20 protein-coding genes are annotated in these 21,731 nt (G+C 70.1%); 12 read left to right on the forward strand and 8 right to left on the reverse strand.

The window, feature by feature from the left end; all coding sequences use genetic code 11:
- Positions 1-732, reverse strand: coding sequence for an extensin family protein (locus K8940_RS19745; RefSeq protein WP_223391759.1), 732 nt, complete (start codon positions 730-732; stop codon positions 1-3).
- Positions 733-792: 60 nt separating this feature from the next.
- Here K8940_RS19745 and K8940_RS19750 point away from each other — a divergent pair, with 60 nt between their 5' ends.
- From K8940_RS19750 to K8940_RS19760, 3 genes are all read left to right on the forward strand, one after another.
- Positions 793-2,160 (forward strand): MFS transporter, encoded by a 1,368-nt coding sequence (locus K8940_RS19750; protein ID WP_223391760.1) that lies wholly within the window; start codon positions 793-795, stop codon positions 2,158-2,160.
- 90 nt (positions 2,161-2,250) lie between these two features.
- Positions 2,251-2,412: a hypothetical protein gene (locus K8940_RS19755; protein WP_223391761.1), complete on the forward strand. Its 162-nt coding sequence runs from the start codon at positions 2,251-2,253 to the stop codon at positions 2,410-2,412.
- Positions 2,413-2,482: 70 nt separating this feature from the next.
- On the forward strand, positions 2,483-3,034 hold the full coding sequence (locus K8940_RS19760) for a hypothetical protein (protein ID WP_223391762.1): 552 nt from the start codon (positions 2,483-2,485) through the stop codon (positions 3,032-3,034).
- Between the two features lie 13 nt (positions 3,035-3,047).
- Here K8940_RS19760 and K8940_RS19765 read toward each other — a convergent pair whose 3' ends face one another.
- Positions 3,048-5,048 (reverse strand): protein meaA, encoded by a 2,001-nt coding sequence (locus tag K8940_RS19765; protein ID WP_223391763.1) that lies wholly within the window; start codon positions 5,046-5,048, stop codon positions 3,048-3,050.
- Between the two features lie 215 nt (positions 5,049-5,263).
- Complete coding sequence (locus tag K8940_RS19770; protein ID WP_223391764.1) at positions 5,264-5,995, reverse strand: enoyl-CoA hydratase/isomerase family protein; 732 nt, start codon at positions 5,993-5,995, stop codon at positions 5,264-5,266.
- Between the two features lie 259 nt (positions 5,996-6,254).
- On the opposite strand from K8940_RS19770, the gene ccrA reads away from it, so the two are divergent.
- Entirely contained in the window at positions 6,255-7,529 is a 1,275-nt protein-coding gene (ccrA, locus tag K8940_RS19775; RefSeq protein ID WP_223391765.1) for a crotonyl-CoA carboxylase/reductase, read from the forward strand.
- 7 nt (positions 7,530-7,536) lie between these two features.
- Here ccrA and K8940_RS19780 read toward each other — a convergent pair whose 3' ends face one another.
- Together K8940_RS19780 and K8940_RS19785 are read right to left on the reverse strand one after the other, a co-directional pair.
- Positions 7,537-8,730 (reverse strand): MFS transporter, encoded by a 1,194-nt coding sequence (locus K8940_RS19780; RefSeq protein ID WP_223391766.1) that lies wholly within the window; start codon positions 8,728-8,730, stop codon positions 7,537-7,539.
- 25 nt (positions 8,731-8,755) lie between these two features.
- Positions 8,756-9,418 carry a TetR/AcrR family transcriptional regulator gene (locus K8940_RS19785; RefSeq protein ID WP_223391767.1) on the reverse strand — a complete coding sequence of 221 codons (663 nt, stop codon included), beginning with the start codon at positions 9,416-9,418 and terminating at the stop codon, positions 8,756-8,758.
- A 110-nt stretch (positions 9,419-9,528) separates the two neighbouring features.
- On the opposite strand from K8940_RS19785, the gene spt reads away from it, so the two are divergent.
- Positions 9,529-10,749 (forward strand): serine palmitoyltransferase, encoded by a 1,221-nt coding sequence (spt, locus tag K8940_RS19790; RefSeq protein WP_411675567.1) that lies wholly within the window; start codon positions 9,529-9,531, stop codon positions 10,747-10,749.
- 4 nt (positions 10,750-10,753) lie between these two features.
- Here spt and K8940_RS19795 read toward each other — a convergent pair whose 3' ends face one another.
- Entirely contained in the window at positions 10,754-11,092 is a 339-nt protein-coding gene (locus K8940_RS19795; RefSeq protein WP_223391768.1) for a hypothetical protein, read from the reverse strand.
- 260 nt (positions 11,093-11,352) lie between these two features.
- Between K8940_RS19795 and K8940_RS19800 the strand changes: the two genes are divergently transcribed.
- From K8940_RS19800 to K8940_RS19820, 5 genes are all read left to right on the forward strand, one after another.
- Positions 11,353-12,666 carry a hypothetical protein gene (locus tag K8940_RS19800; protein ID WP_223391769.1) on the forward strand — a complete coding sequence of 438 codons (1,314 nt, stop codon included), beginning with the start codon at positions 11,353-11,355 and terminating at the stop codon, positions 12,664-12,666.
- Between the two features lie 108 nt (positions 12,667-12,774).
- Complete coding sequence (locus K8940_RS19805; RefSeq protein WP_223391770.1) at positions 12,775-14,253, forward strand: M20 family peptidase; 1,479 nt, start codon at positions 12,775-12,777, stop codon at positions 14,251-14,253.
- 201 nt (positions 14,254-14,454) lie between these two features.
- Positions 14,455-15,567 (forward strand): aromatic ring-hydroxylating oxygenase subunit alpha, encoded by a 1,113-nt coding sequence (locus K8940_RS19810; protein WP_223391771.1) that lies wholly within the window; start codon positions 14,455-14,457, stop codon positions 15,565-15,567.
- Between the two features lie 133 nt (positions 15,568-15,700).
- Positions 15,701-16,042 (forward strand): DUF559 domain-containing protein, encoded by a 342-nt coding sequence (locus K8940_RS19815; RefSeq protein WP_223395912.1) that lies wholly within the window; start codon positions 15,701-15,703, stop codon positions 16,040-16,042.
- Positions 16,043-16,098: 56 nt separating this feature from the next.
- The gene (locus tag K8940_RS19820; protein WP_223395913.1) at positions 16,099-16,614 is read left to right on the forward strand and encodes a type II CAAX prenyl endopeptidase Rce1 family protein; all 516 of its coding nucleotides are present in this window, start codon (positions 16,099-16,101) and stop codon (positions 16,612-16,614) included.
- A gap of 155 nt (positions 16,615-16,769) precedes the next feature.
- Here the strand turns inward: K8940_RS19820 and K8940_RS19825 are convergent, their stop codons facing one another.
- Positions 16,770-17,327 (reverse strand): SH3 domain-containing protein, encoded by a 558-nt coding sequence (locus tag K8940_RS19825; RefSeq protein WP_223391772.1) that lies wholly within the window; start codon positions 17,325-17,327, stop codon positions 16,770-16,772.
- Between the two features lie 197 nt (positions 17,328-17,524).
- Between K8940_RS19825 and K8940_RS19830 the strand changes: the two genes are divergently transcribed.
- Positions 17,525-18,427 (forward strand): hypothetical protein, encoded by a 903-nt coding sequence (locus tag K8940_RS19830; RefSeq protein WP_223391773.1) that lies wholly within the window; start codon positions 17,525-17,527, stop codon positions 18,425-18,427.
- Here K8940_RS19830 and K8940_RS19835 read toward each other — a convergent pair.
- Entirely contained in the window at positions 18,333-19,544 is a 1,212-nt protein-coding gene (locus K8940_RS19835; protein ID WP_223391774.1) for a glycosyltransferase, read from the reverse strand. The two genes, K8940_RS19830 and K8940_RS19835, sit on opposite strands and share 95 nt — an antisense overlap.
- Before the next feature lie 240 nt (positions 19,545-19,784).
- On the opposite strand from K8940_RS19835, the gene K8940_RS19840 reads away from it, so the two are divergent.
- Complete coding sequence (locus tag K8940_RS19840; protein WP_223391775.1) at positions 19,785-21,473, forward strand: acyl-CoA dehydrogenase family protein; 1,689 nt, start codon at positions 19,785-19,787, stop codon at positions 21,471-21,473.
- Positions 21,474-21,731: the final 258 nt, after the last annotated feature.

The raw sequence follows: 21,731 nt of genomic DNA on the forward strand, positions 1-21,731 counted from the left end.
TCAGCCGCACCGCGTCCAGCGTCCCATGTCCAGATGCAGGTGGTCGCGGTGCGCGGCGTTGTAGTCGGGGCTTAACGTCGCGCCGAACACCCGGCAGGCGCCGTCGCGAGTCGCGCGGACGAAGCGCCCCTCGGCCGCGTCGTTGGCGAAGTCCTTCAACACCGTCACCCGCCGCCCGTCATCCAGGCGAAAACCGGCGACGTCCAGGGCGTTGGCGCGGGCGTGCTCGCTGGGCCGCTCGCCGGGGCGTCCGTACAGCGTACGGCAGGCATAGGTCCCGAAGTGGTCGATCCGCGTGACCCGGGCGTCGAGGATCTCGCGCGCCGCCGGCTGGACGACCTGCCGTTCCCAAAGCGCGTAGCCCAGGGCCAGCGGACAGCTCACGACCGGCGCACGGGGCGACAGCCGTCCCTGGGCCCGCAGGGTGTCGCGGGTCGAGCAGAAGCCCTGGTCGCGCACGGGCTGGTCGACGACGTCCACGCCGCCCTCGCGCAGGGCCGCCCGGCAGGCGGCCGGATCGGCGGTGATCCTGGCCAGCTTGCCCGCCGTGGCCAGGCCGATCGGCTGGGCCAGCGAGAACGGCTTCCACGGCGGGTCCTGCGGCGGAGCGATCCGATCGACCAGCATGAACGCCAGCATCCCGGCCAGGGCCAGATCCATCAGGACGGCCCACAGCTGGGCCAGGGCCAGGATCTGGGGTGAGAAGCGGGTCACCCTCGACCAACGAAGCATCGCCGCGCGGGTTCACTTGCCGGCCGGTCGCCTCTAGATGGAGGCATCGGGAGGGACGGGATGGCCGGCGCACGCTTGAAGATCGACAAGGCCCTGGCGCCGCGCTTCGCCCTGCTGTGCCTGGGCGTCTGGCTGAACGCCGCCGACACCCTGGTGACGGCCACCATCATGCCCAGCGTCGCGCGCGAGATCGGCGGCTACCAGTATTTCGGCTGGTCGGTGGCGGCCTACCTGACCGGCTCGATCGTCGCCGGGGCCTGCTCGGGCAAGCTGTCGATGAATCTCGGGCTGCGCACGGCCACCGCCCTGACCGGCCTGACCTACGCGATCGGCTGCGCGATGAGCGCCCTGGCGCCCGAGTTCGTCACCTTCGTCCTGGGCCGGCTGATCCAGGGCCTGGGGGCCGGGGCCGTGGTCGCCCTGTGCTACGTGGCCATCACAGCCCTCTTCCCCGAGCGCCTGTGGCCGCGCGTCTATGGCGCGGTAGCCGGGGTGTGGGGCGCGGCGACCCTGCTGGGCCCGCTCCTGGGCGGCCTCTTCGCCGCCGCCGGCTTCTGGCGCGGGGCGTTCTGGCTGTTCGTGGTCCAGGCCGTGATCTTCGTGGGCGCGGTGCTGGTCATGCTGCCGGCCGACAAGAGCGACAAGGGGCGCGGCCGCATCCCGACCCTGCAGCTCGTCCTCCTGGTCGTCGGGGTCAGCCTGATCGGCGGAGCCGGCGTCGTCGCCTCGCCGACCTGGGCCGCGCTGCTGGCGGCCGGCGGCGTGGCCAGCATGGCCGCCATGCTGGCCGTCAACGCCCGCACCCTCGACCGCCTGCTGCCCCGGACAGCCGCCGACCTGCGCACCGCCACGGGCCTGGGCCTCCTGACCATCTTCGCCACCGAGGCGGCGGTGATCGGCTTCACGGTCTACGGCCCCGCCTTCATCCAGGCCCGCCACCACGCCTCGCCGCTGACCGCCGGCTATGTGGTCGGGGCCATCGCCGCCGGCTGGACCCTGTGCGCCATGGTCTTCGGCCACACCCCCGCCGAGAAGGACGGCAGGCTGGTCCGCCTGGGCGCGGGGGTGATCCTGCTGGGCGCGGGCCTGGCGGCCTGGGCCACGGCGCGCGGGACCCTGGTCGAGACCGCCGCCGCCTTCGCCGTCCTGGGCGCGGGCTTTGGCCTGGCCCACGCCTTCGTCGCCCGCCGCGCCATCGGCGGCGCCCCGGCCGACGAGCAGGCCATGGCCTCCTCGGCCGTGCCTACCGCGCAGCTGATCGGCGGCGCCGTCGGCGCGGCCGGCGCCGGGGCCCTGGCCAACGTCCTGGGCTTCAGCCACGGCATCGACCCGACCCTGGCCGCGACGCACGGCCTGGTGCTGTTCGGCGCCTTCCTGCCCCTGGCCGTGGTGGGCTTTGGGGCGGCCTGGCGGCTGGGGCGACGCTAGGCCGCGATCGAGCGCGCGTCGGCCCTCGCGGCTCTTGTCAGTCTCTTCGCGAGGCCGCATATTTTGATCATGGCGACGCCCGTAAAGAAGATGGACTCCCCGCGGCGCTCGGCGCCGACCGAGCGCGTGGTCGTGTATCGCGGCATCAAGATCGCGCCGATGATCGGCAAGCGCTCCAAGATCGCCGAAGCCATTCGGGATGGCCTGAAGATCAATTCAGAGAAGCTGCGTGGCGACCCCGGCAAGGTCTAGGATCACGCCCGCCAAGTCCGTCTTCATCAACTGTCCCTTTGACGAAGGGTTCAAGCCGCTCCTGCGCGCTATGGTCTTCACCATCATCGCGTCCGGCTACTTCCCACGCTGCGCGCTCGACGCCACGGATGGCGCCGAGGTCCGGGTCGGCAAGATCGCCGCCCTGATCGGCGCGTGCGACTGGGGCATCCACGATCTTTCGCGCGTCGAGGTCGACGCCGGCGGCTTGCCGCGCTTCAACATGCCCATGGAGCTGGGCCTTCACCTGGGCGCGCGACTGCTTGGCGAGCCGCGTCATCGACGGAAACGGGCCCTGATCCTCGACGCGCGGCCCCACCGCTATGACGCGGCCCTGTCCGACATCAGCGGCCAGGACATCGAGTCTCACAACAACGAGCCGGATCGGGCCATCGCCTGCGTGCGCAACTGGCTGTCGGAACATCGCCCGCACAACGCCGCGCCGCTTCCCGGCGCCGGCGCCATGCAGGATGACTATCGCCTGTTCCAGGCCGAGATCGGCGCCCTGCTCGCCCCGCGTCGACTTGATCCGAGCCGCCTGACTCACAACGACTTTCTCTTCGCGGTGCGCGACTGGATCGCGACCCGCGCCGCGATCGCCTGAGCACGCGCGGGCCTCAAGCCCGCTCCAGCGCCGTCGCCTCCACCAGCTTGACCACGTCGCCCATGATCTCCGTGATCTTGAAGTCCTTGGGCGTGTAGATCCGCGCCACGCCCATCTGTTTCAGGATCAGGGCGTCGGCCTCGGGGATGATGCCGCCGGCGACGACGGGGATGTGGCCCAGGCCCTCGGCGCGCATCACGCGGATCACCTCCTGCACCAGATCCAGGTGCGAGCCGGACAGGATGGAGAGGCCGACCACGTGGGCGCGGCTCTCCTTGGCGCGGCGGACGATCTCCTCGGGCGTCGAGCGGATGCCGTCATAGACGACCTCCATGCCGCAGGCGCGGGCGCGAGTGGCGATCTGCTCGGCGCCGTTGGAGTGGCCGTCCAGGCCCGGCTTGCCGACCAGGTAGGTCAGGGTGCGGCCCAGCACGCGCGAGACCCGCTCGACCTCGCGCTTCACGGCCTCGACATCCTCGGCCTCGCCGGTGGAGACGACGACGGCGACGCCGGTCGGGCCGCGATATTCGCCGAACACCTCGCGCAGGGCCCCTGCCCACTCGCCGGTGGTGACGCCGGCCTTGGCGGCGGCGATCGAGGGCTCCATGACGTTGCCGCCGTCGCGGGCGGCGGCCTTCAGGGCGGCCAGGGCGGCCTCGACGGCGGCGGGATCGCGCGCCTCGCGCCACGCCTTGATGCGGGCGACGACGTCGGCCTCCAGGCGCGGATCCACCGTCTCGATCGAACTCTCGCCGGCCGCCCCGGTCGCGGTCAGCGGGGAAGCCTCGCTGTCGGTCCAGCGGTTGACGCCGACCACGGTCATCTCGCCGGTCTCGACCGAGCGCACCCGCTTGGCGTTGGAGCTGACCAGCTCGGACTTCATGTAGTCGATGGCGTTCGAGGCCCCGCCCATCTCGTCGATCAGGGCCAGCTGCGCCAGCGCCCCCTGGGACAGCTCGGCGACCTTGGCCTCGACCACGTGGCTGCCGTCGAACAGGTCCTCGTATTCCAGCAGGTCGGTCTCATACGCGAGAACCTGTTGCAGCCGCAGCGACCACTGCTGGTCCCACGGACGCGGCAGGCCCAGGGCCTCGTTCCAGGCCGGCAGCTGCAACGCCCGGCAGCGGGCGTCCTTGCTCAGCGTGACGGCCAGGGCCTCGATCAGGATGCGGTAGACGTTGTTCTCGGGCTGCGGCTCGGTCAGGCCCAGGCTGTTGACCTGCACCCCGTAGCGGAACCGCCGGGCCTTCTTGTCCTGGACGCCGTAGCGCTCCAGCAGGATCTGGTCCCACAGCTTGGTGAAGCTGCGCATCTTACACAGCTCGGTGACGAACCGCACCCCGGCGTTGACGAAGAAGCTGATCCGCGAGGCGACGATCTCGAAGTCCTCGTCGGGCACCTGGCCGCCGGCCTTGACCGTGTCCAGCACCGAGATCGCCGTGGCCAGGGCGAAGGCCAGCTCCTGCTCGGGCGTCGCCCCGGCCTCCTGCAGGTGGTAGCTGCAGACGTTCATCGGGTTCCACTTGGGAACCTCGCGATAGCACCAGGCGATCATGTCGCCGATCAGCCGCAGGCTGGGCGCGGGCGGGAAGATGTAGGTCCCCCGGGACAGGTATTCCTTGATCAGGTCGTTCTGGGTGGTGCCCTGCAGCAAGGCCCGGTCGGCCCCCTGCTCGTCGGCCAGGGCCACATACATCGCCAGCAGCCAGGCGGCCGGGGCGTTGATGGTCATGGAGGTGTTCATCTTCTCCAGCGGGATCTCGCTGAAGAGGGCGCGCATGTCGCCCAGATGGCTGATCGGCACCCCGACCTTGCCGACCTCGCCGCGCGCCAGGATGTGGTCGGGGTCGTAGCCAGTCTGGGTGGGCAGGTCGAAGGCCACCGACAGGCCGGTCTGGCCCCGCGCCAGATTGGCCCGGTAGAGCGCGTTGGACTTCTCCGCCGTCGAGTGCCCGGCATAGGTGCGGAAGATCCACGGCGGATCGGGCGCATGCTGGTACGGCTTGTCGGTCATGGTCGCTCCCGGGGCGGCTCTGTCGGCCTTGATTATCGCCGATCATGATCCGGGATTTGCTGCGATGCAATATCCGTTTCGCGGGTGCGAATTCCCTCTCCCCTTGCGGGAGAGGGTGGCCCACGAAGTGGGTCGGGTGAGGGGTCGCGCGGCGACGCTGAGAAACCCCTCATCCGTCAGCTTCGCTGACACCTTCTCCCGCAAGGGGAGAAGGATCACTTGCCTTCGAACACCGCCGGCCGCTTGGCCATGAACGCCGCGCGGGCCTCGGCGTGATCGGCTGAGGCGGCCAGGGCGGGGATCTCGGCCGCCGTCGTCGACGCCCCCGAGGCCACGCGCTTGGTCGCCGCCACCGCCAGCGGGGCGCGGGAGGCGATGACCCTCGCCATCCCCAGCGCCGCGTCCAGCAGGCCCTCGGCCGGATGGACCTCGGCCACCACCCCGTCCGCCAGGGCCCGGGCGGCGTCGAAGGGGGCGCCGGTCAGGAGGTGGGGCTTGGCGCGGCTTTCGCCGATCAGCCTCGTCAGGCGGCCGGCCGAGGCGGTCAGGCCCATCCGCACCGCCGAGCAGGCGAAGCTGGCGCGGGTGCTGGCCAGGCGGATGTCGCAGGCCAAAGCCAGCTCCAGCCCGCCGCCGATGCACCAGCCGTCCACCGCCGCGATCACCGGCACACGAGCGGCGGCGATGGTGTCGCACATGGCGAGGAAGTGCAGGATCGCCGCCGTCTGCGTCTCGACATCGCGCGACAGCGACTCGGCCAGGTCGTCGCCGGTGCAGAACGCGCCGTTGCGCCCTGTAAGGACCACGACCCGGACGGCCCAGTCGGCCTCGATCGCGGCGAAGGCCTCCAGCAGTCGGGCCCGCTGGGCCATGGCCAGGACATTGGCCGGGGCGGCGTCCATTTCGACGAGGGCGATCGAAGGTTCGGGATGCGACAGATGGATCATGGCGGCGCCAAACTGGCCCGCGCCGGGCCGGTCCGCAACCTTACGTCACGGCGCCGCGCCGCTTCATGTTGCGACGCACAAGATTCCGCTTGCCAGTTTCAAACATCTGTCTCAGCCTAACGATCTTCCGGGCGGATTTTTGCGCCTGGAAGCCAAAAAACGACCCCAAGGGAGGCGAATTCACCGCTTCACCCGAGGGCGGGCGCAGCCGAGTTTGGCCTTCACGCGTTGTTGCAGCGCAGAAGGAACGGGGAGTGAGATGACAACGCAGACGCTTGCAAAGACCGAGCTGAAGGACCTCTACGAGATCGGAGAGATCCCGCCGGCCTTCCACGTGCCGAAAAACATGTACGCCTGGAGCATCCGAAAGGAGCGCCACGGCAAGCCGTCGACCGCCATGCAGGTCGAGGTGGTCCCGACCTGGGAGATCGGCGAGGACGAGGTGCTCGTGCTCGTGATGGCCGCCGGGGTCAACTACAACGGCGTCTGGGCCGCCCTGGGCGAGCCGATCAGCCCGCTGGACGGCCACAAGCAGCCCTATCACATAGCCGGATCCGACGCCTCGGGCATCGTCTGGAAGGTCGGGTCCAAGGTGAAGCGGTGGAAGCTGGGCGACGAGGTCGTCATCCACTGCAATCAGGACGACGGCGACGACGAGGAGTGCAACGGCGGCGACCCGATGTTCTCGTCCAGCCAGCGGATCTGGGGCTATGAGACGCCCGACGGCAGCTTCGCCCAGTTCTGCCGGGTGCAATCGCGCCAGCTGTTGCCGCGCCCCAAGCATCTGACCTGGGAAGAGGCCGCCTGCTACACCCTGACCCTGGCCACCGCCTACCGCATGCTGTTCGGCCACAAGCCGCATGAGCTGAAGCCCGGCCAGAACGTCCTGGTCTGGGGCGCGTCGGGCGGGCTGGGCGTCTTCGCCGTGCAGCTGGCCGCCGTGGCCGGGGCCAACGCCATCGGCGTGGTCAGCGACGACGACAAGCGCGAGTTCGTGCTGTCGATGGGCGCCAAGGCCGTGCTGAACCGCAAGGAGTTCAACTGCTGGGGCCAGCTGCCCAAGGTCAACGGCCCCGAGTTCAACGACTACATGAAGGAAAGCCGCAAGTTCGGTAAGGCGATCTGGCAGATCACCGGCAACCGCGACGTGGATCTCGTCTTCGAGCACCCGGGCGAGTCGACCTTCCCGGTCTCGGTGTTCGTGGTCAAGCGCGGCGGCATGGTCGCCATCTGCGCCGGCACCTCGGGCTTCAACCTGACCATGGACGCCCGCTTCCTGTGGATGCGCCAGAAGCGCGTGCAGGGCAGCCACTTCGCCAACCTGATGCAGGCTTCGGCGGCCAACCAGCTGGTCATCGACCGCCGCGTCGACCCGTGCCTGTCGGAGGTCTTCCCCTGGAAGGACATCCCCGCCGCCCACGAGAAGATGCTGGCCAACCAGCACCTGCCGGGGAACATGGCCGTCCTGGTCTGCGCCCAGCGCCCGGGCCTGCGGACGTTCGAGGAAGTGCAGGAGTTGAGCGCGGCGCGGTAGGGGGCCCTCAGGGTGCCCTCCGCCACGCCAGCACCGCCGCCGCCAGCCCGGTCGCCAACGCGACCGGGACCAGGGCCCCGACCACCGCGCCGCCGGCCGCGCCGCCGCCGATCAGCTGGGCGGCGGCCAAGGGGCCGAAGATCGAGCCCAGGCGGCTGGCGGCGATGGCCGCGCCGACGCCCGTCCCGCGCACGGCGTCGGCATAGAGCCGGGGCGCCAGGCCGTACAGGGTGAATTGGCCGCCCATCAGCAGGAAGCCGGCGACGAAGGCGAGGCCGGCGATCGCGCCGCCGTCGCCCGCTCCCGCCAGGCCCAGCAGCGCCAGGGCCAGGCCGGCGAAGGCGCCGATCATCGGCCAGCGCGGCCCGAACCGGTCGGCCAGCAGGCCCAGGGCGACGCCGCCGGCCGCCCCGCCCAGGTTGAACAGCGCCGCCGCCCCGAACGCTGCGCTCCTGGGCAGGCCTCGCGCCACCAGCAGGGTCGGCAGCCAGTTCAGCAGCAGGTGCAGGGTCAAGGCCGCCAGGGCGCAGCCCAGCCACAGGCTGAGGGTCATGGTCAGGCGACCGGGCGCGAACAGGGCCGCCAGGGCCGATCGCCCCTGCCGGTCGATCGCCTCGGGCCGGCCCAGCGGCAGGGTCCGGTACAGAAGCGGCGCGACCAGCAGGGGGGCGACGCCGCCGACCACGAAGATCATCCGCCAGTCCTCAGCCAAGGGCGAGCGCGCCAGGAAGCCGGCGGCCGCCCCGCCCAGCGGCAGGCCCGCCGTGACCACCGCCACCAGGGTCGCCTTGCGCGCGGGAGGGGCCTGCTCCGAGGCCAGGGCGATCAGCATCGGCATGGCCCCGCCCAGGCCAAGGCCGGTCAGTATCCGCGCCGCCATCAGGGCCGCGAAGCTCGCGGCCAGGGGCGTGGCCAGCGAGAAGAGGCCGAACGCGACGACCGAGGCGACCAGCACCGGCCGCCGCCCGATCCGATCGGCGACCACCCCGCCAGCCGAGGCCCCGATCATCAGGCCGATCAGGCTGGCGCTGAACGCCCAGCCCGCCTGGCCGGGCGAAAGGCCTAGGGCCGGGACCATGCGCGGCGCGGCCACGCCCATCGACTGGATGTCGAACCCCTCCAGCATCGCCGCCAGCAGGCAGACGGCCAGCACGACCCAGATCGGCGACGCCCTCTCGAGCCTGGCCTTGGCGTCGTCCATCGTCCCCTCCCGTTTCGGTGGGAGACTAGGCCGTCAGGGGACAGGGCGCATCGGATTTCGCCCCCAGCAGCGCGAACAACCGCGCGCTCAGCGCCGGCCGCGCGGCGTCGGTGGCGCAGGCGACCACCGGGGCCAAGACGCCGATCTGGCTGGTCTCCAAGAACTCGGCGTCGGTGGAGTCGCCGCAGGCCCAGTCGTAGATCGCGCCCAGATAGTTGGAATAGATCACCCGCCCCAGCCGGTCGGCGTCGACTTCCGGCGCGATCTCGCCCGCCGCCTGGGCCTGCAGCATGGCGCGCACGGCGGGATCAGCGGCGTCGCGCCCGATGTGGGTGCCGTCGAACAGCACGCGCGGGATTCGCACCAGCACCTGCCGATAGAGGCGCGCGTCGTCGATATAGAGCTGGGCCGAGACCCGCGCCGCCTCCAGCGCCAGGGCGACGCCGGTCGCGGCGGTGTCGGCCAGCGCCGCCTCGACGCGGTCCATCGCCACGTTGATGACCGCCAGCCCCACCGCGTCCAGGCCGCCGATCAGGTTGTAGATGGTCTGGGGGGCCACCTGGGCCGCGGCCGCGATCTGGCTCAGCGAGACGTTCTCGAACCCATGCTCGCGCCACAGGCCCGCGGCCGCGGCGACGATCTCGGCGTAGCGCCGCGCCTTGCCGCGCTCGCGAAGCGATCCGGTCAAAGATGGATTCAATTCCAATTTCATTGCACGATCTATTTTTAGACTTTATTCCAAATTAAAGCGTGGCGGTAGCCGCGATCCCGCTTTAGCGCAATTTGGAAAGCACGCCCTTGGGTCTGTTCAGCTCGCACTCCGCCCTGGCGGCTCGCTACGAAGCCGCCCAAGCCTCGGGCCAGATGCCCACCGGCGTGGTCATGGACCGGCTGCTGTCGGCGAGCGAGGCGATCATCAACGGCCGCCGCACCGTCACCGTCGGCACCCACAACTATCTGGGCCTGGCCTTCGACGAGGCCTGCATCGAGGCGGCGGTCGCGGCGGTGCGGCGCGAGGGCACCGGCACCTGCGGCTCGCGGATCGCCAACGGCTCGTTCGCCGACCATGTCGCGCTGGAGCAGGAGTTGGCCGCCTTCCACGGCATGCGCCACGCCATGACCTTTTCGACGGGCTACCAGGCCAATCTGGGGGTGATCTCGTCGCTGGTCGGGGCTGGCGACTTCCTGCTGCTGGACGCCGACAGCCACGCCTCGATCTACGACGCCTGCAAGCAGACCCAGGCCAGCGCGATCCGCTTCAAGCACAACGACCCCGCCAACCTGGACGCGCGCCTGCGGCGGCTGGCCGACGAGCCTGGCGACAAGCTGGTGGTGGTCGAGGGCATCTATTCGATGCTGGGCGACATGGCCCCGCTGAAGGCGATCGTCGAGGTCTGCCGCCGCCACGGCGCCTACCTGCTGGTGGACGAGGCCCACTCGATGGGCGTGCTGGGCGCGCGCGGCGCGGGCCTGGCCGAGCAGGAGGGCGTGCTGGACCAGGTCGACTTCATCGTCGGTACCTTCTCCAAGAGCCTGGGCGCGGTCGGCGGCTATTGCGTCTCCAACCACGCGCGGTTCGACCTGCTGCGCCTGGCCTGCCGGCCCTACATGTTCACCGCCTCGCTGCCGCCGGCGACGGCGGCCTCGGTGCGGACGGCCCTCAAGGCGGTGGCCGAGCGGCCGGAACTGCGCGAGCGGCTGTGGCGCAACGTCCATCGCCTGTACGCCGCCCTGGACGACGCCGGCTTCCAGCTGGGCCCGACGCCCAGCCCGATCGTGGCGGTCTGCCTCGACGCCGAGGCCACGACCCTGGCGATGTGGCGCGCCCTGCTGGACGCCGGTTACTACGTCAATGTCGGCCTGCCGCCGGCCACCCCCTCGGGCGAGAGCCTGCTGCGCTGCGCCATCTCGGCGGCCCATTCCGACGAACAGATCGACGGCCTGGCCGAGCGGCTGATCCGCCTGGGGCGCGAGTTCGGCGTCCTGTCGGCCCCGCGACGCGTGCTCACGGCCCGCTAGCGCCTCACAATCGCCCGCGTCCGCCGCCCTTCAGCCGATCCAGCTTGCGAAGGGGCCGCTCGGCCTCCTCGGGCTCGAGGATTGGCGGCTCGAAGGCCGGCGGCGGGAACCCCGCCGACGGCCTGACCGGCCTCGGCCGAGGCGTCAGGGCCGCGACCTTGCGAGCCATGGCGGCCAGCTCGCCGCAGGCCCTGGCCTTGTCGCGGGCCTTGCGGATGACGGCGGGATCGTCGGTGGCGGCGATGGCGTCCCAGGCCGCGTCGATCGCCGCCATCAGCTTGCCCTGCAGACGCTCGCACCAGGTCTGTGTGGAAGACTGGGTGTGTGTGGAGGTTTGGGTCATGCCCCAAGCATGCGACCGCGCCAGGCGGCGGGGACAGGAAACGCGCGTTTTCCCACAAGCCTCTGAATTCATTGGATCGGACCGCGAAAAGTACGGGGATTGAGCGCCGCCCTGTGGATAACTTCGACACTCAACCGTCGAAGCTGGACAATAACAACCTCGCACAGCACTATGGGAATGTTCCCGCATAACGAGTTTCAGTGCTTGGCGCCTGGCGCCCCTTCGTGCCGCGTTCCCCGCCCCTTCAGCGCGAGCTCGCCATGAGAACCCTCAACACGCTGGCCAACCTGCTGATCGCGTTCGCCGCGATCGCCCTGGCGACGGGCTTCGTCGTCTCGTCCCACGCCCAGACAAACGCCCCGGAGCCCATCGCCTATATCGGGCATGGCGGCTTCTTCGACGCCCAGGGCCGGCAGATCGAGATGACGCCCGAGTTCATCGCCAAGGCCCAGGCCTACTATCGCAAGAAGCTGCTGACGGCGGCGGTCGCCGGACGGCGCGACGCGCTGAAGAGCTTCGAGGGCGAGCTCACCAAGGGGCTGAAGCTGCAGAAGTCCGACCAGTTGGTCGCCCAGCAACGCGCCCTGACCTGGTTCGCCGCCTCGGCGCCGGCGGGGAAGGTCGACCCGAGCACGCTCGGCAAGCTGCGAGCGCTGGACTACCTGCTCGGCGCCGCGGCGTCCGGCAAGCCGACCACGGCCTTCATGAAGGTCAAGCCCTTCAAGTTGAACCCTGACCTGGCGCTGAGGCTGGACAATGCGCCGGCGGCCTCTCCGGGAGGGCCGGGCACGGTCAATTCCGGCCAGGCTTACATCGACGAATGCAGCGCGGCCGGCGTGCCGATCCCACCGCCGATCGGCCAGCTCGACCCCAACGGCCGCGCCGGCTGGAAGACCCAGGGCTTCATTCCGCAGGCCGCGCAATTCATCGTCGGCACGCCGGCCGAGCTGCGCAGCTACGAAACCGACACCGGGCTCTGCTTCGCGCTGCCGCGCTACGAGGACGACAGCAAGGCGACCGTCGCGCTGGACGGCGTCATCTGCCTCGGAAAGACCACCGGCAAGACCTGCTTCTGGGACAATCAGATGAGCGGCTCGGGCTTTCCCTTCCCGTCCGGAACGCTGATCCCGATCGGCGTGGCGAACCTCGCGGTCAATCCCGAAGGGAAGTACCAGGCCGGCGGCGCGGAACTCGAAGGCGGCGACGGCGGCGTCTGCACCGAATGCCACGCGGGCGAAAACCCGTTCGTCATCCATCCCAAGGCCAATCTGGGCGGCGTCCTGATGGGATCGCTGTCGGCCTTCTCGCCCGACCGCTATTCGCCGCTCGTCGCCGCGTCGTGGTGGCTGAACCAGGACATGGAGCCCGAGGCCGACGTCCCGGACCAATGCGGCGCCTGCCATACCCAGGACGACGCCGGACGCTTCCCGAAGCTGTCCGCCGTCCCCGAGGGATATTGCGCCACAATCCTTCGCCCCGCGATCGCGCGCACCATGCCGCCCAGCAAACCCGGGGCTCACCTGAACACCCCGGAGGTCGTCGCCTTCCTCGCGCGCTGCGGCAAGCCGGCCTGATTTTTCCGTCGCCGAACCGATTGCCAGCCGCCTCGCCCCACCGCACAGTCCGTCCCAACAAATGTTCGGCCAGAACGCTTTGGGCCAGAAAAGTTCGGGGAGACGGTGATGGGTGTCGGGGGAAAGGTCGCGCTGACGGCCGTGGGGCTGGTGCTGGCGGTGACGGCGGTGGTCGCCGCGCGCACGGCGATGTTCAAGCCGCCGGCCCAGGTCGACGCGTCCTCGGTGAAGCTCGCCCCCGCCCGTCCGCTGGACGTCGCCAAGGTCGCCGATCACCTGGCGCAGGCCGTCCGCTTCCAGACCGTCAGCCACCAGGACCGGGCCGAGGACCAGCCGGCCGAGTGGGACAAGCTGCACGCCTGGCTGCAGGCGACCTATCCGAACGCCCACAAGGCCATGACCCGCGAGGTGATCGCCGACCACACCCTGGTCTACACCTGGGCCGGCAGCAACCCCGCCCTGCCCCCGATCGTGCTGATGGCCCACCAGGACGTGGTGCCGGTGACGCCGGGCAGCGAGGGCCAGTGGACCCATCCGCCGTTCGACGGCGTCGTGGCTGACGGGGCGGTGTGGGGCCGAGGCTCGATCGACGACAAGGGCTCGCTGGTCACGCTGTTCGAGGCCCTGGACGCGGTGGCCGCCGGCGGCTTCAAGCCCGTACGGACGGTGATCGTGGTCAGCGGCCACGACGAGGAGGTGCGCGGCGTCGGGGCCCGCGCCGCCGCCGCCCTGCTGAAGTCGCGTAACATCAAGGCCCAGTTCGTGCTGGACGAGGGCATGGCCGTGGTCGCCGACCACCCGGTCACCGGCCAGCCCGCCGCCATCATCGGCACGGCCGAGAAGGGCTATGCGACGATGAAGGTCTCGGCCCCGGCGGTCGGCGGCCACTCGTCGGCCCCGCCCAAGGACGGCGGCGGCGTGGTCGCCCTGTCGCGCGCCGTGGTGGCGATCAACGACCACCCGTTCCCGATGAAGTTCCAGGGCCCCGGCGCCGACATGCTGAAGGCCATCGCCCCGCACGCCTCGCCGGTGGTCAAGATCTTCGCGGCCAACACCTGGCTGTTCTCGCCGCTCTTGGTGAAGGTCACCGCCAAGTCCCCGGCCGGGGCCGCGATGCTGCACACCACGATCGCCCCGACCATGATCAAGGGCTCGCCCAAGGAGAACGTCCTGCCGCAGGACGCCACGGCCTGGATCAACTACCGCATCGCGCCCGGCGACACCTCGACCAGCGTGATGGCGCGCGCCAAGGACGCGGTCGGCCAGCTGCCGGTCCAGCTGTCCTGGGCCAAGACGCCCGACGAGCCCTCGGCCGTGTCCTCAACCAGCTCGGAGGCCTGGAAGACCCTGGCGGGCCTGGCCGCCGACGAGAGCCAGGCGCCGGTCGTGCCGGGCCTGGTCACGGCCGGCACTGACAGCCGCTACATGGGCGGGGTGGCCAGCGACGTCTATCGCTTCCAGCCGCTGGTGCTGAAGGTCGACGAGACCAAGATCATCCACGGCACCGACGAGCACATCAGCCTGGACAATGTCGAGAGAATGGTGCGCTTCTATCAGCGTCTGGTGGAGACCGCCGCGTCGCGGTGACGTCTTCATCCGGATAGGGACGTGTTCGGGGGAACACGGTCGGGGGACTTGGCGGCGAAATCCGCCCACAACTTTGGCTGTCGCTTTTTCGAGCGCGTGAACGGGTGTCGCATTCCGTCTGTACGAGCGCGCGTCACGCGTTCTGGGCAGGTGTGACACGCGCCTCTAGCTCCGCGTTCACTCAAAGCCGCCAGAAGCCCCATGCCCGCCGACGACGCTCCGCTGCTGAAGGCCAAACCCGGCAAGCTTCCCGAGAAGTTCGGCGAGGGCTTCGTCTGGGACGCCTGGTACGTCGCCTGCCTGTCGCCCGAGATCAAACCGGGCAAGGCCGAGAAGCGCGAGTACCTGGGCGAGCCGGTCCTGCTGGGCCGCACCCGCGGCGGCCAGGCCTACGCCATCCGCGACATCTGCCCCCACCGCGCCGCCGCCCTGTCGTCCGGCCGCGTCCATCGCGAGGCCGACGGGACCGACAGCATCGAGTGCCCCTATCACGGCTGGCGCTTCGGCCCGGACGGGGCGTGCAAGTCGATCCCGTCCCTGACCGGCGACAGCGACTTCGACATCTCCAAGGTCCGCGTGCGCCGCTATCCGACGGTGGAGAGCCAGGGCCTGGTCTGGATCTGGATGAGCTCGGACCCGCGCTTCGACGGCGAACCGCCGGAGCCGCCGCCGGCCATCCCCGGCGTGGTGGGCGGCAAGCCCAAGCTGATCGACCACCTGGACTACGACATCCATATCGACCACGCGGTGCTGGGCCTGATCGACCCCGCCCACGGCCCCTATGTGCATCAGCAATGGTGGTGGCGGACCAAGGCCAGCCAGCACGAGAAGAAGAAGCGCTTCGCGCCGTCGGAGGCCGGCTTCACCATGGTGCGGCACGAGCCGTCCAAGAACTCCAAGGCCTACGCCATCCTGGGCGGCGAGCCGCTGACCGAGATCACCTTCCGCCTGCCCGGCCTGCGCTGGGAGCATGTGACGGTGGGCGACAAGCAGGTGCTGGCCCTGTCGGCCATGACCCCGATCAACGCCCACAAGACCCGCATGAACCAGATCATGTGGTCGGACCACTGGGCCTTCACGGCCTTCTATCCGATCATCCGGATCGCGGCCCGCGCCTTCCTGCGCCAGGACGGCAAGATCGTCGACTGCCAGACCCCCGGCCTGCAGTGCAACCCGCCCCTGATGTGGGTCGGCGACGCCGACCAGCAGGCCCGCTGGTACCACCAGTGCAAACGCGAATGGAACGCCAGCCGACGGGAGGGCCGGCCGTTCGTGAACCCGGTGCGCGACCAGACGCTGCGCTGGCGGACGTAAAGAATCCCTCTCTCCGAGAGAGAGGGAGGGGCCCGCCGCCGAAGGCGGTGGGAGGGTGAGAGGTTTCACCCCTACCGAAAAACCCAGATTCCTTCTGTTGAGCGCCTCCAACAGCCAAGCCCATGCTCCCGCCATGGACAAGATCGCCAACGCTCGCCGCTTGCGACGGGACCAGACGCACGCGGAAAAGGTTCTCTGGAACCTCGTTCGCAACCGCCGCCTGGGCGGCTTCAGGTTTCTTCGGCAACGTCCCATAGACCGCTACATCGCGGACTTCGTCTGCGAGGCCGCCAAGGTGATCGTGGAACTGGACGGCGCCGTTCATGACGATCGCGAGGACCATGACGAGCGCCGCACCCAGACGCTGGAGCTGTACGGCTATGTCGTCGTGAGATTTCGCAACGAGAGGGTCCTGGCCGATCCGGGTGGAACGGCGGACGACATCCTGGCTGTGCTTTGCTCGGCGAGGCTGTAACCTCTCACCCTCCCACCGCTTCGCGGCGGGCCCCGCCCTCTCTCCAAGAGAGAGGGATTTCGTGGAGCGTCCCGATCTTCCGCCGCCTCCTCGCCAGCCTTCGCACCCTGCCCTCGCCGCGGGGGTGGCTGCTCTGCCTGGCCGTCTCGGCCGTCACCCTGGCGACCATGGCCGTCATCGGGTTCGCCACGGGCCTCTACCATCTGACCCCGACCCAGCCCGGCCTTGCCCTGCGGCTGCTGACCGTGCTGTTCGTCCCGGCCCTGGGCGAGGAGATCCCGTTCCGGGGAATCATGACACCCGGTCCCGGCGAGAGCCGCCGGCCCTGGCTGGCGATAGCGGTGTCGACGACGCTCTACACGCTGTGGCACGTGATCGAGGCCCTGACCTTCCTGCCCGCCGCCGCCCCCGTCTTCCTGCGGCCCGACTTCCTGCTGTGCTGCGCGGTGCTGGGCCTGGGTTGCGCGATCACCCGGTGGAAGACCGGCTCGCTGTGGCCGGCGGTTCTGCTGCACTGGGCGCTGGTAGTGGTCTGGCAGACCTGGCTGGGCGGGGTCAGCGCGCTGGCCTAGCGCGTGGCAGCCGAAAGTGGACGCCGGTTTCGGCGCCCGCCACGCGCCAAACAAAAATCGAACGCGAAAAAGCCCGCCCGGTCTGGGACCGGACGGGCTCTCTTCGAAACGCGGCCTGAGGGACGGATGGGACGCGTCCCGAAACTCAAACCTTGTTACGCGCGGTAGACATAGGCGCTGGAGACGTAGCCCACGCCGACGCCGTCCTGGCCGACCAGGATCCACTGGCCGTCACCGGTGCGGCCCAGGGCCTGGAAGGTCGTCCCCGAGGACACCGCGCCCAGACGCTCGGCGCGGGTCGAAGAGGCGGCGCGCAGGTTCACGGTCGAGCGGGTGACGTACTTGTGGTCCATCTTGACCAGCGGCTCGGCGTGGACGGTCTGGGCGTAGCGGTAGCCGCCCGACTTGTAGATGCCGCCGACCTCCTTGGCCGCCTCGCTCTTCTGCATCTTGCAGCCGACCGCCGAGCCGGCGCCCGCGCCGACCACGGCGCCGATGGCCGTGCCCGTGCCGCGATCGCCCTTGCCGGCGATCTTGTTGCCGGCCAGGCCGCCCAGCAGGCCGCCCAGGACGGCGCCGACTTCCTGCTTGCTGCCCGAGGCCTTGCAGCCGACGACGCCGGCGCTGGCTTGCGGGGCGGCGGCGGCCATGCTCAGAGCCGCCGCGGCGGCGCCGATGGTCAGGGTGATGGTCTTGGTCTTCTTGCCGAACATGAGAGAACTCCTTCGTCCCTTGGAATGTGTCCGAGGCCGTTTCGGCCCCGTGAGACGCACCATGGCAGGGGCAAGCTGAACGGTGTCGGCGACCCGACTGACAGAGTTCGTTCATGTTCGAAAAAAGTTTGGCCCCAGCGCTCGGACCGTCATGATGGGAGCGGGTTTCGACGCTTTGTGTGTGTTGGGGGGCGCTCTTGGGCTTGGTGAAGGACATGTGGCGCGTGGGCCTGGTGCGCGCGCCGCTGGCGGAGCTGCTGGCGCCAGGGGCCCTGGCCGGCCACGCCGTCACCTGGGTCCCCGATCCCGGGCCGCTGCGCTTCCTGGCCGACCCGATCGGCGTCTGGCGCGACGGGCGCCTCTACGTGTTCGCCGAGATCTACGACTATCGCGACCGGGTCGGGGCGATCGAGGTGCTGACCTTCGACGCGGACCTGACGCTGCTGGACCGCCGGCCGGCCCTGAAGGAGCCTTGGCACCTGTCCTACCCGTTCATCATCGAAGCGGGCGACGAGACCTACATGCTGCCCGAGGCGCACAAGTCGGGGCGGCTGACCCTGTATCGCGCCGAGGAGTTCCCGACCCGCTGGGTCCCGGCGGCGGTGCTGGACCTGGACCAGGTGGCGATCGACGCCACCCCGATCTTCCACGACGGCCTGTGGTGGTTGTTCTACACGCCGGCCACGACCAAGGCCGACAAGGTCAGCGCCCTGCACGTGGCCTGGGCCGAGCGGCTGACCGGCCCCTGGACGCCGCACGCCGGCAATCCGGTGCGCTACGATCCCGGCAGCTCGCGGCCGGGCGGCACGCCGGTCGTGGTCGACGGCGCGATCGTCCTGCCCGTGCAGGACTGCCGGCGGACCTATGGCGGGGCGATCCGCGCCCTGCGGATCACCACCCTGACCCCGGACCGCTTCGAGGCCGAGGCGGACGAACCGATCACCGCCCCGCCCAGCTTCGGCCGCCACGTCCAAGGGCTGCACACCCTGGCGGCGGCGGGGCCGGTCACGCTGATCGACGCCAAGCGGTTCGAGCTGTCGCCAGCCTCCCTGGCGCTGGACGTGCGAAGGGAATGGCGAAAGCGGGCGCGACGAACCTGACCCGCACGCGGGCGGCGCGTTTGGCGGCCACGGCGTCGAACACCCGCAGATAGGCGTCGGCGATCGGGCCGATCCGGTAGTCGTCCACCAGGGCCGCCAGGGCGGCGGGATCCGGCGCGGGTCGGGCCAGCTCGTCGTTGAGACAGGCGGCCAAGGCCTCGACATCGCCGATCGGCGCCACCTGGCCGGCCAGGCGCGAGCCCAAGAGCTCGCCGGCGGCCGGGGTGCAGTCGGTGCTGACCACGGGACGCCCCGCGCCCAGCGCCTCGACGATCACCGCCGCATAGCCCTCGTAATAGGAGCTGAGCAGGAAGGCCCGGGCCGTCTCCAGCCACGGGCGGATGTCTCGGGCATAGCCGGGGAAGCTGACCCGGTCGGCCACGCCCAGCTCCCGGGCCAGGGCCGTCAGGGCCTCGCGACGGCCGCCCTCGCCCACGATCACCAGCTGGGCCTCCGGGTCCTCGACCTTGGCGAAGGCGCGCAGGGCGACCTCGAAGCCCTTCTCCTTGACCAGCCGGCCGGCGGCCAGGATCACCTTGCCTTCGGCGGGGCGGGCGAAGGCCTGGTCGGCGTCGTCCAGGGCCGGCAGCCGGATCCGCTGGGTCACGCGCCGGCCCAGCACCCGGTCGGCGTCGCGGGTCATGCTGTCCGACAGCGAGATGGCCCGGTCGACCCGGCGCAGCTGCCGCCAGGTGCGCAGGTTGTACGGGATCTGGGCCAGCCGACCTCGGCCGTGGCGGTACAGCGGCGTGCCGATCTGGGCGACCACGCCGGGCCGCCGGTCGGCCGGCAGGGCGTCGATCGCCGGCAGGATCGGCCAGTGATAGTTGCCAGGCACGAACAGGATGTCGGGCCGGTGGGCGGCGACATAGTCGGCGGTCGCATGGCCCAGCCGGCGGCGCGAGCCGCGCCCGCGCGGGATCGGCGGATCGCACTCGACCACCTCGACCCCCGCGTCGATCAGCGCGGCCAGCGGCCCCTCGCGCGAACCGCAGAACAGGGTCACCCGCCGGCCCGCCGCGGCCCAGCGGTTGGCCAGCCGCACCGCGATCCGCTCGGATCCCCCCAGCGGCAGATCGTGCAGCACGATCGCGATCGTCTTCGCGCAGTCTTCCATTGGCGCCCCCCGGCAGGGCGCTCTGGCTGGACACGGACGAACCGTGGCCGAGGGGCGCCACTCTGGTTAGACGCCGCCGAACATTTCAGACCGCCGCCGATTGTTTCGAAGTCGATACATTTTCCAGTGGACGACCGGACGACCCGCTTTTTCCAACCTCATGCTGCAGCGCGGCATTGCTCGCACATGCGAAATGGGCCACGGTGAAGAAAAACAAATGTATGCGCAGGGGAGTAAGCGATGACCGACACGGCGACCAAGGAAACCAGCCTCATTCTGCCGGGCCTGACGGGGCTGTTGCGCGAGGCCGCCGACGCGGCGGGGCTGTTCGTGGCAGAGGCCAAGCCCCAGGTGCTGGCCCACATCACCGGTGAAAATGGCAAGATCGATCGCAAGCTGGCCGACGTCCACCAGCACCGCGTCCACGGCTACGGCTGGTACGCGGCCTATGCCGAGCTGCTGAACCAGGTCGCAGGCTGGGCCGAGCGGCTGGAGGCTGAGGGTCGGTTCGGCGAGATCGAGGCCCTGCTGGCCCAGCTGCTGTTCTCTGAATACTGCGCCCAGCTGGTCGGCGGCGTGCCGATGAACCAGGGCGAGATCGTCCGCCCGGCCCATCTGGTCGAGGATCGCGCGATCCTGAACCGCCTCTATTCCAACGGCCTCATGAAGCTGATGGTCGAGGGCGGGACGCAAGGCGTGAAGACCCGCGTGGCCCAGCGCCTGGCCGAGGCGCGCGGCCGCCCGACGCTGGAACATACCGGCCTCGACGAGACGTTCGAGATGATCCGCGACCAGTTCCACGCCTTCGCCGAGGAAAAGGTCACCCCCTTCGCCCACGAATGGCACCTGAAGGACCAGCTGATCCCGATCGAGCTGGTCGAGGAGCTGGGGGCCCTGGGCGTGTTCGGCCTGACCATCCCCGAGGAATTCGGCGGCAGCGGCATGGGCAAGACCGCCATGTGCGTGGTCTCCGAGGAGCTATCGCGCGCCTGGATCGGCGTCGGCTCGCTGGCCACCCGCTCGGAGATCGCCGGCGAGCTGATCCTGACCGGCGGCACCGACGCCCAGAAGGAATACTGGCTGCCCCGCATCGCCAGCGCCGAGATCCTGCCGACCGCCGTCTTCACCGAGCCGAACACCGGCAGCGACCTGGGGTCCTTGCGCACCCGCGCGGTGCTGGAGGGCGAGAACTACGTGGTGACCGGGAACAAGACCTGGATCACCCACGCCGCCCGCGCCGACGTCATGACCCTGCTGGTCCGCACCGACCCGGCCACCACCGACTATCGCGGCCTCTCCATGCTGCTGGCCCCCAAGCCGCGCGGCGGCGAGGGGAACGACTTCCCGGCCGACGGCATGAGCGGCGGCGAGATCGGGGTGATCGGCTATCGCGGCATGAAGGAGTTCGAGTTGGGCTTCGACGGCTTCACCGTGCCGGCCGAAAACCTCCTGGGCGGCGTCCCCGGCCAGGGCTTCAAGCAGCTGATGGCCACCTTCGAGAGCGCCCGCATCCAGACCGCCGCCCGCGCGGTCGGCGTGGCCCAGGCGGCCCTGGAGGTCGGCCTTGGCTACGCCCTGGACCGTCAGCAGTTCGGCCAGGCGATCTTCGCGTTCCCGCGCGTGGCCAACAAGCTGGCCATGATGGCCGCCGAGATCATGGGCGTGCGCCAGCTGACCTACTACGCCGCCCGCCAGAAGGATGAGGGCAAGCGCTGCGACCTCGAGGCCGGCATGGCCAAGCTGATCGCCGCCCGCGTCGCCTGGGCCGCCGCCGACAACGCCCTGCAGATCCACGGCGGCAACGGCTTCGCCATGGAATACGCCGCCAGCCGCCTGCTGGCCGACGCCCGCATCCTCAACATCTTCGAGGGCGCCGGCGAGATCCAGGCCCAGGTGATCGCGCGGAGATTATTGGATGGCGGCAACTAAGCCCCAAACACCGCTCATCCCCGCGAAAGCGGGGACCCAAGCTGAAGGTCCAATATTTCAGCCCTCCTAGGCCCTGTGCCTAGGACCCATCGTTCCGCCGCCGCTAGGCCAACCTGGCTCTCGCCAACGCGAGCGGCGTCATTCTGGAAAGTCCGAGCCCAGCCGATCCATGGGTCCTAGGCACAAGGCCTAGGAAGGCGAACTTTCTTGCAGCGTGGTCTGGAAAGCGAGCTCAGCTTGGGTCCCCGCTTTCGCGGG

The organism is Caulobacter segnis, assembly GCF_019931575.1.
GTDB lineage: Bacteria > Pseudomonadota > Alphaproteobacteria > Caulobacterales > Caulobacteraceae > Caulobacter > Caulobacter segnis_C.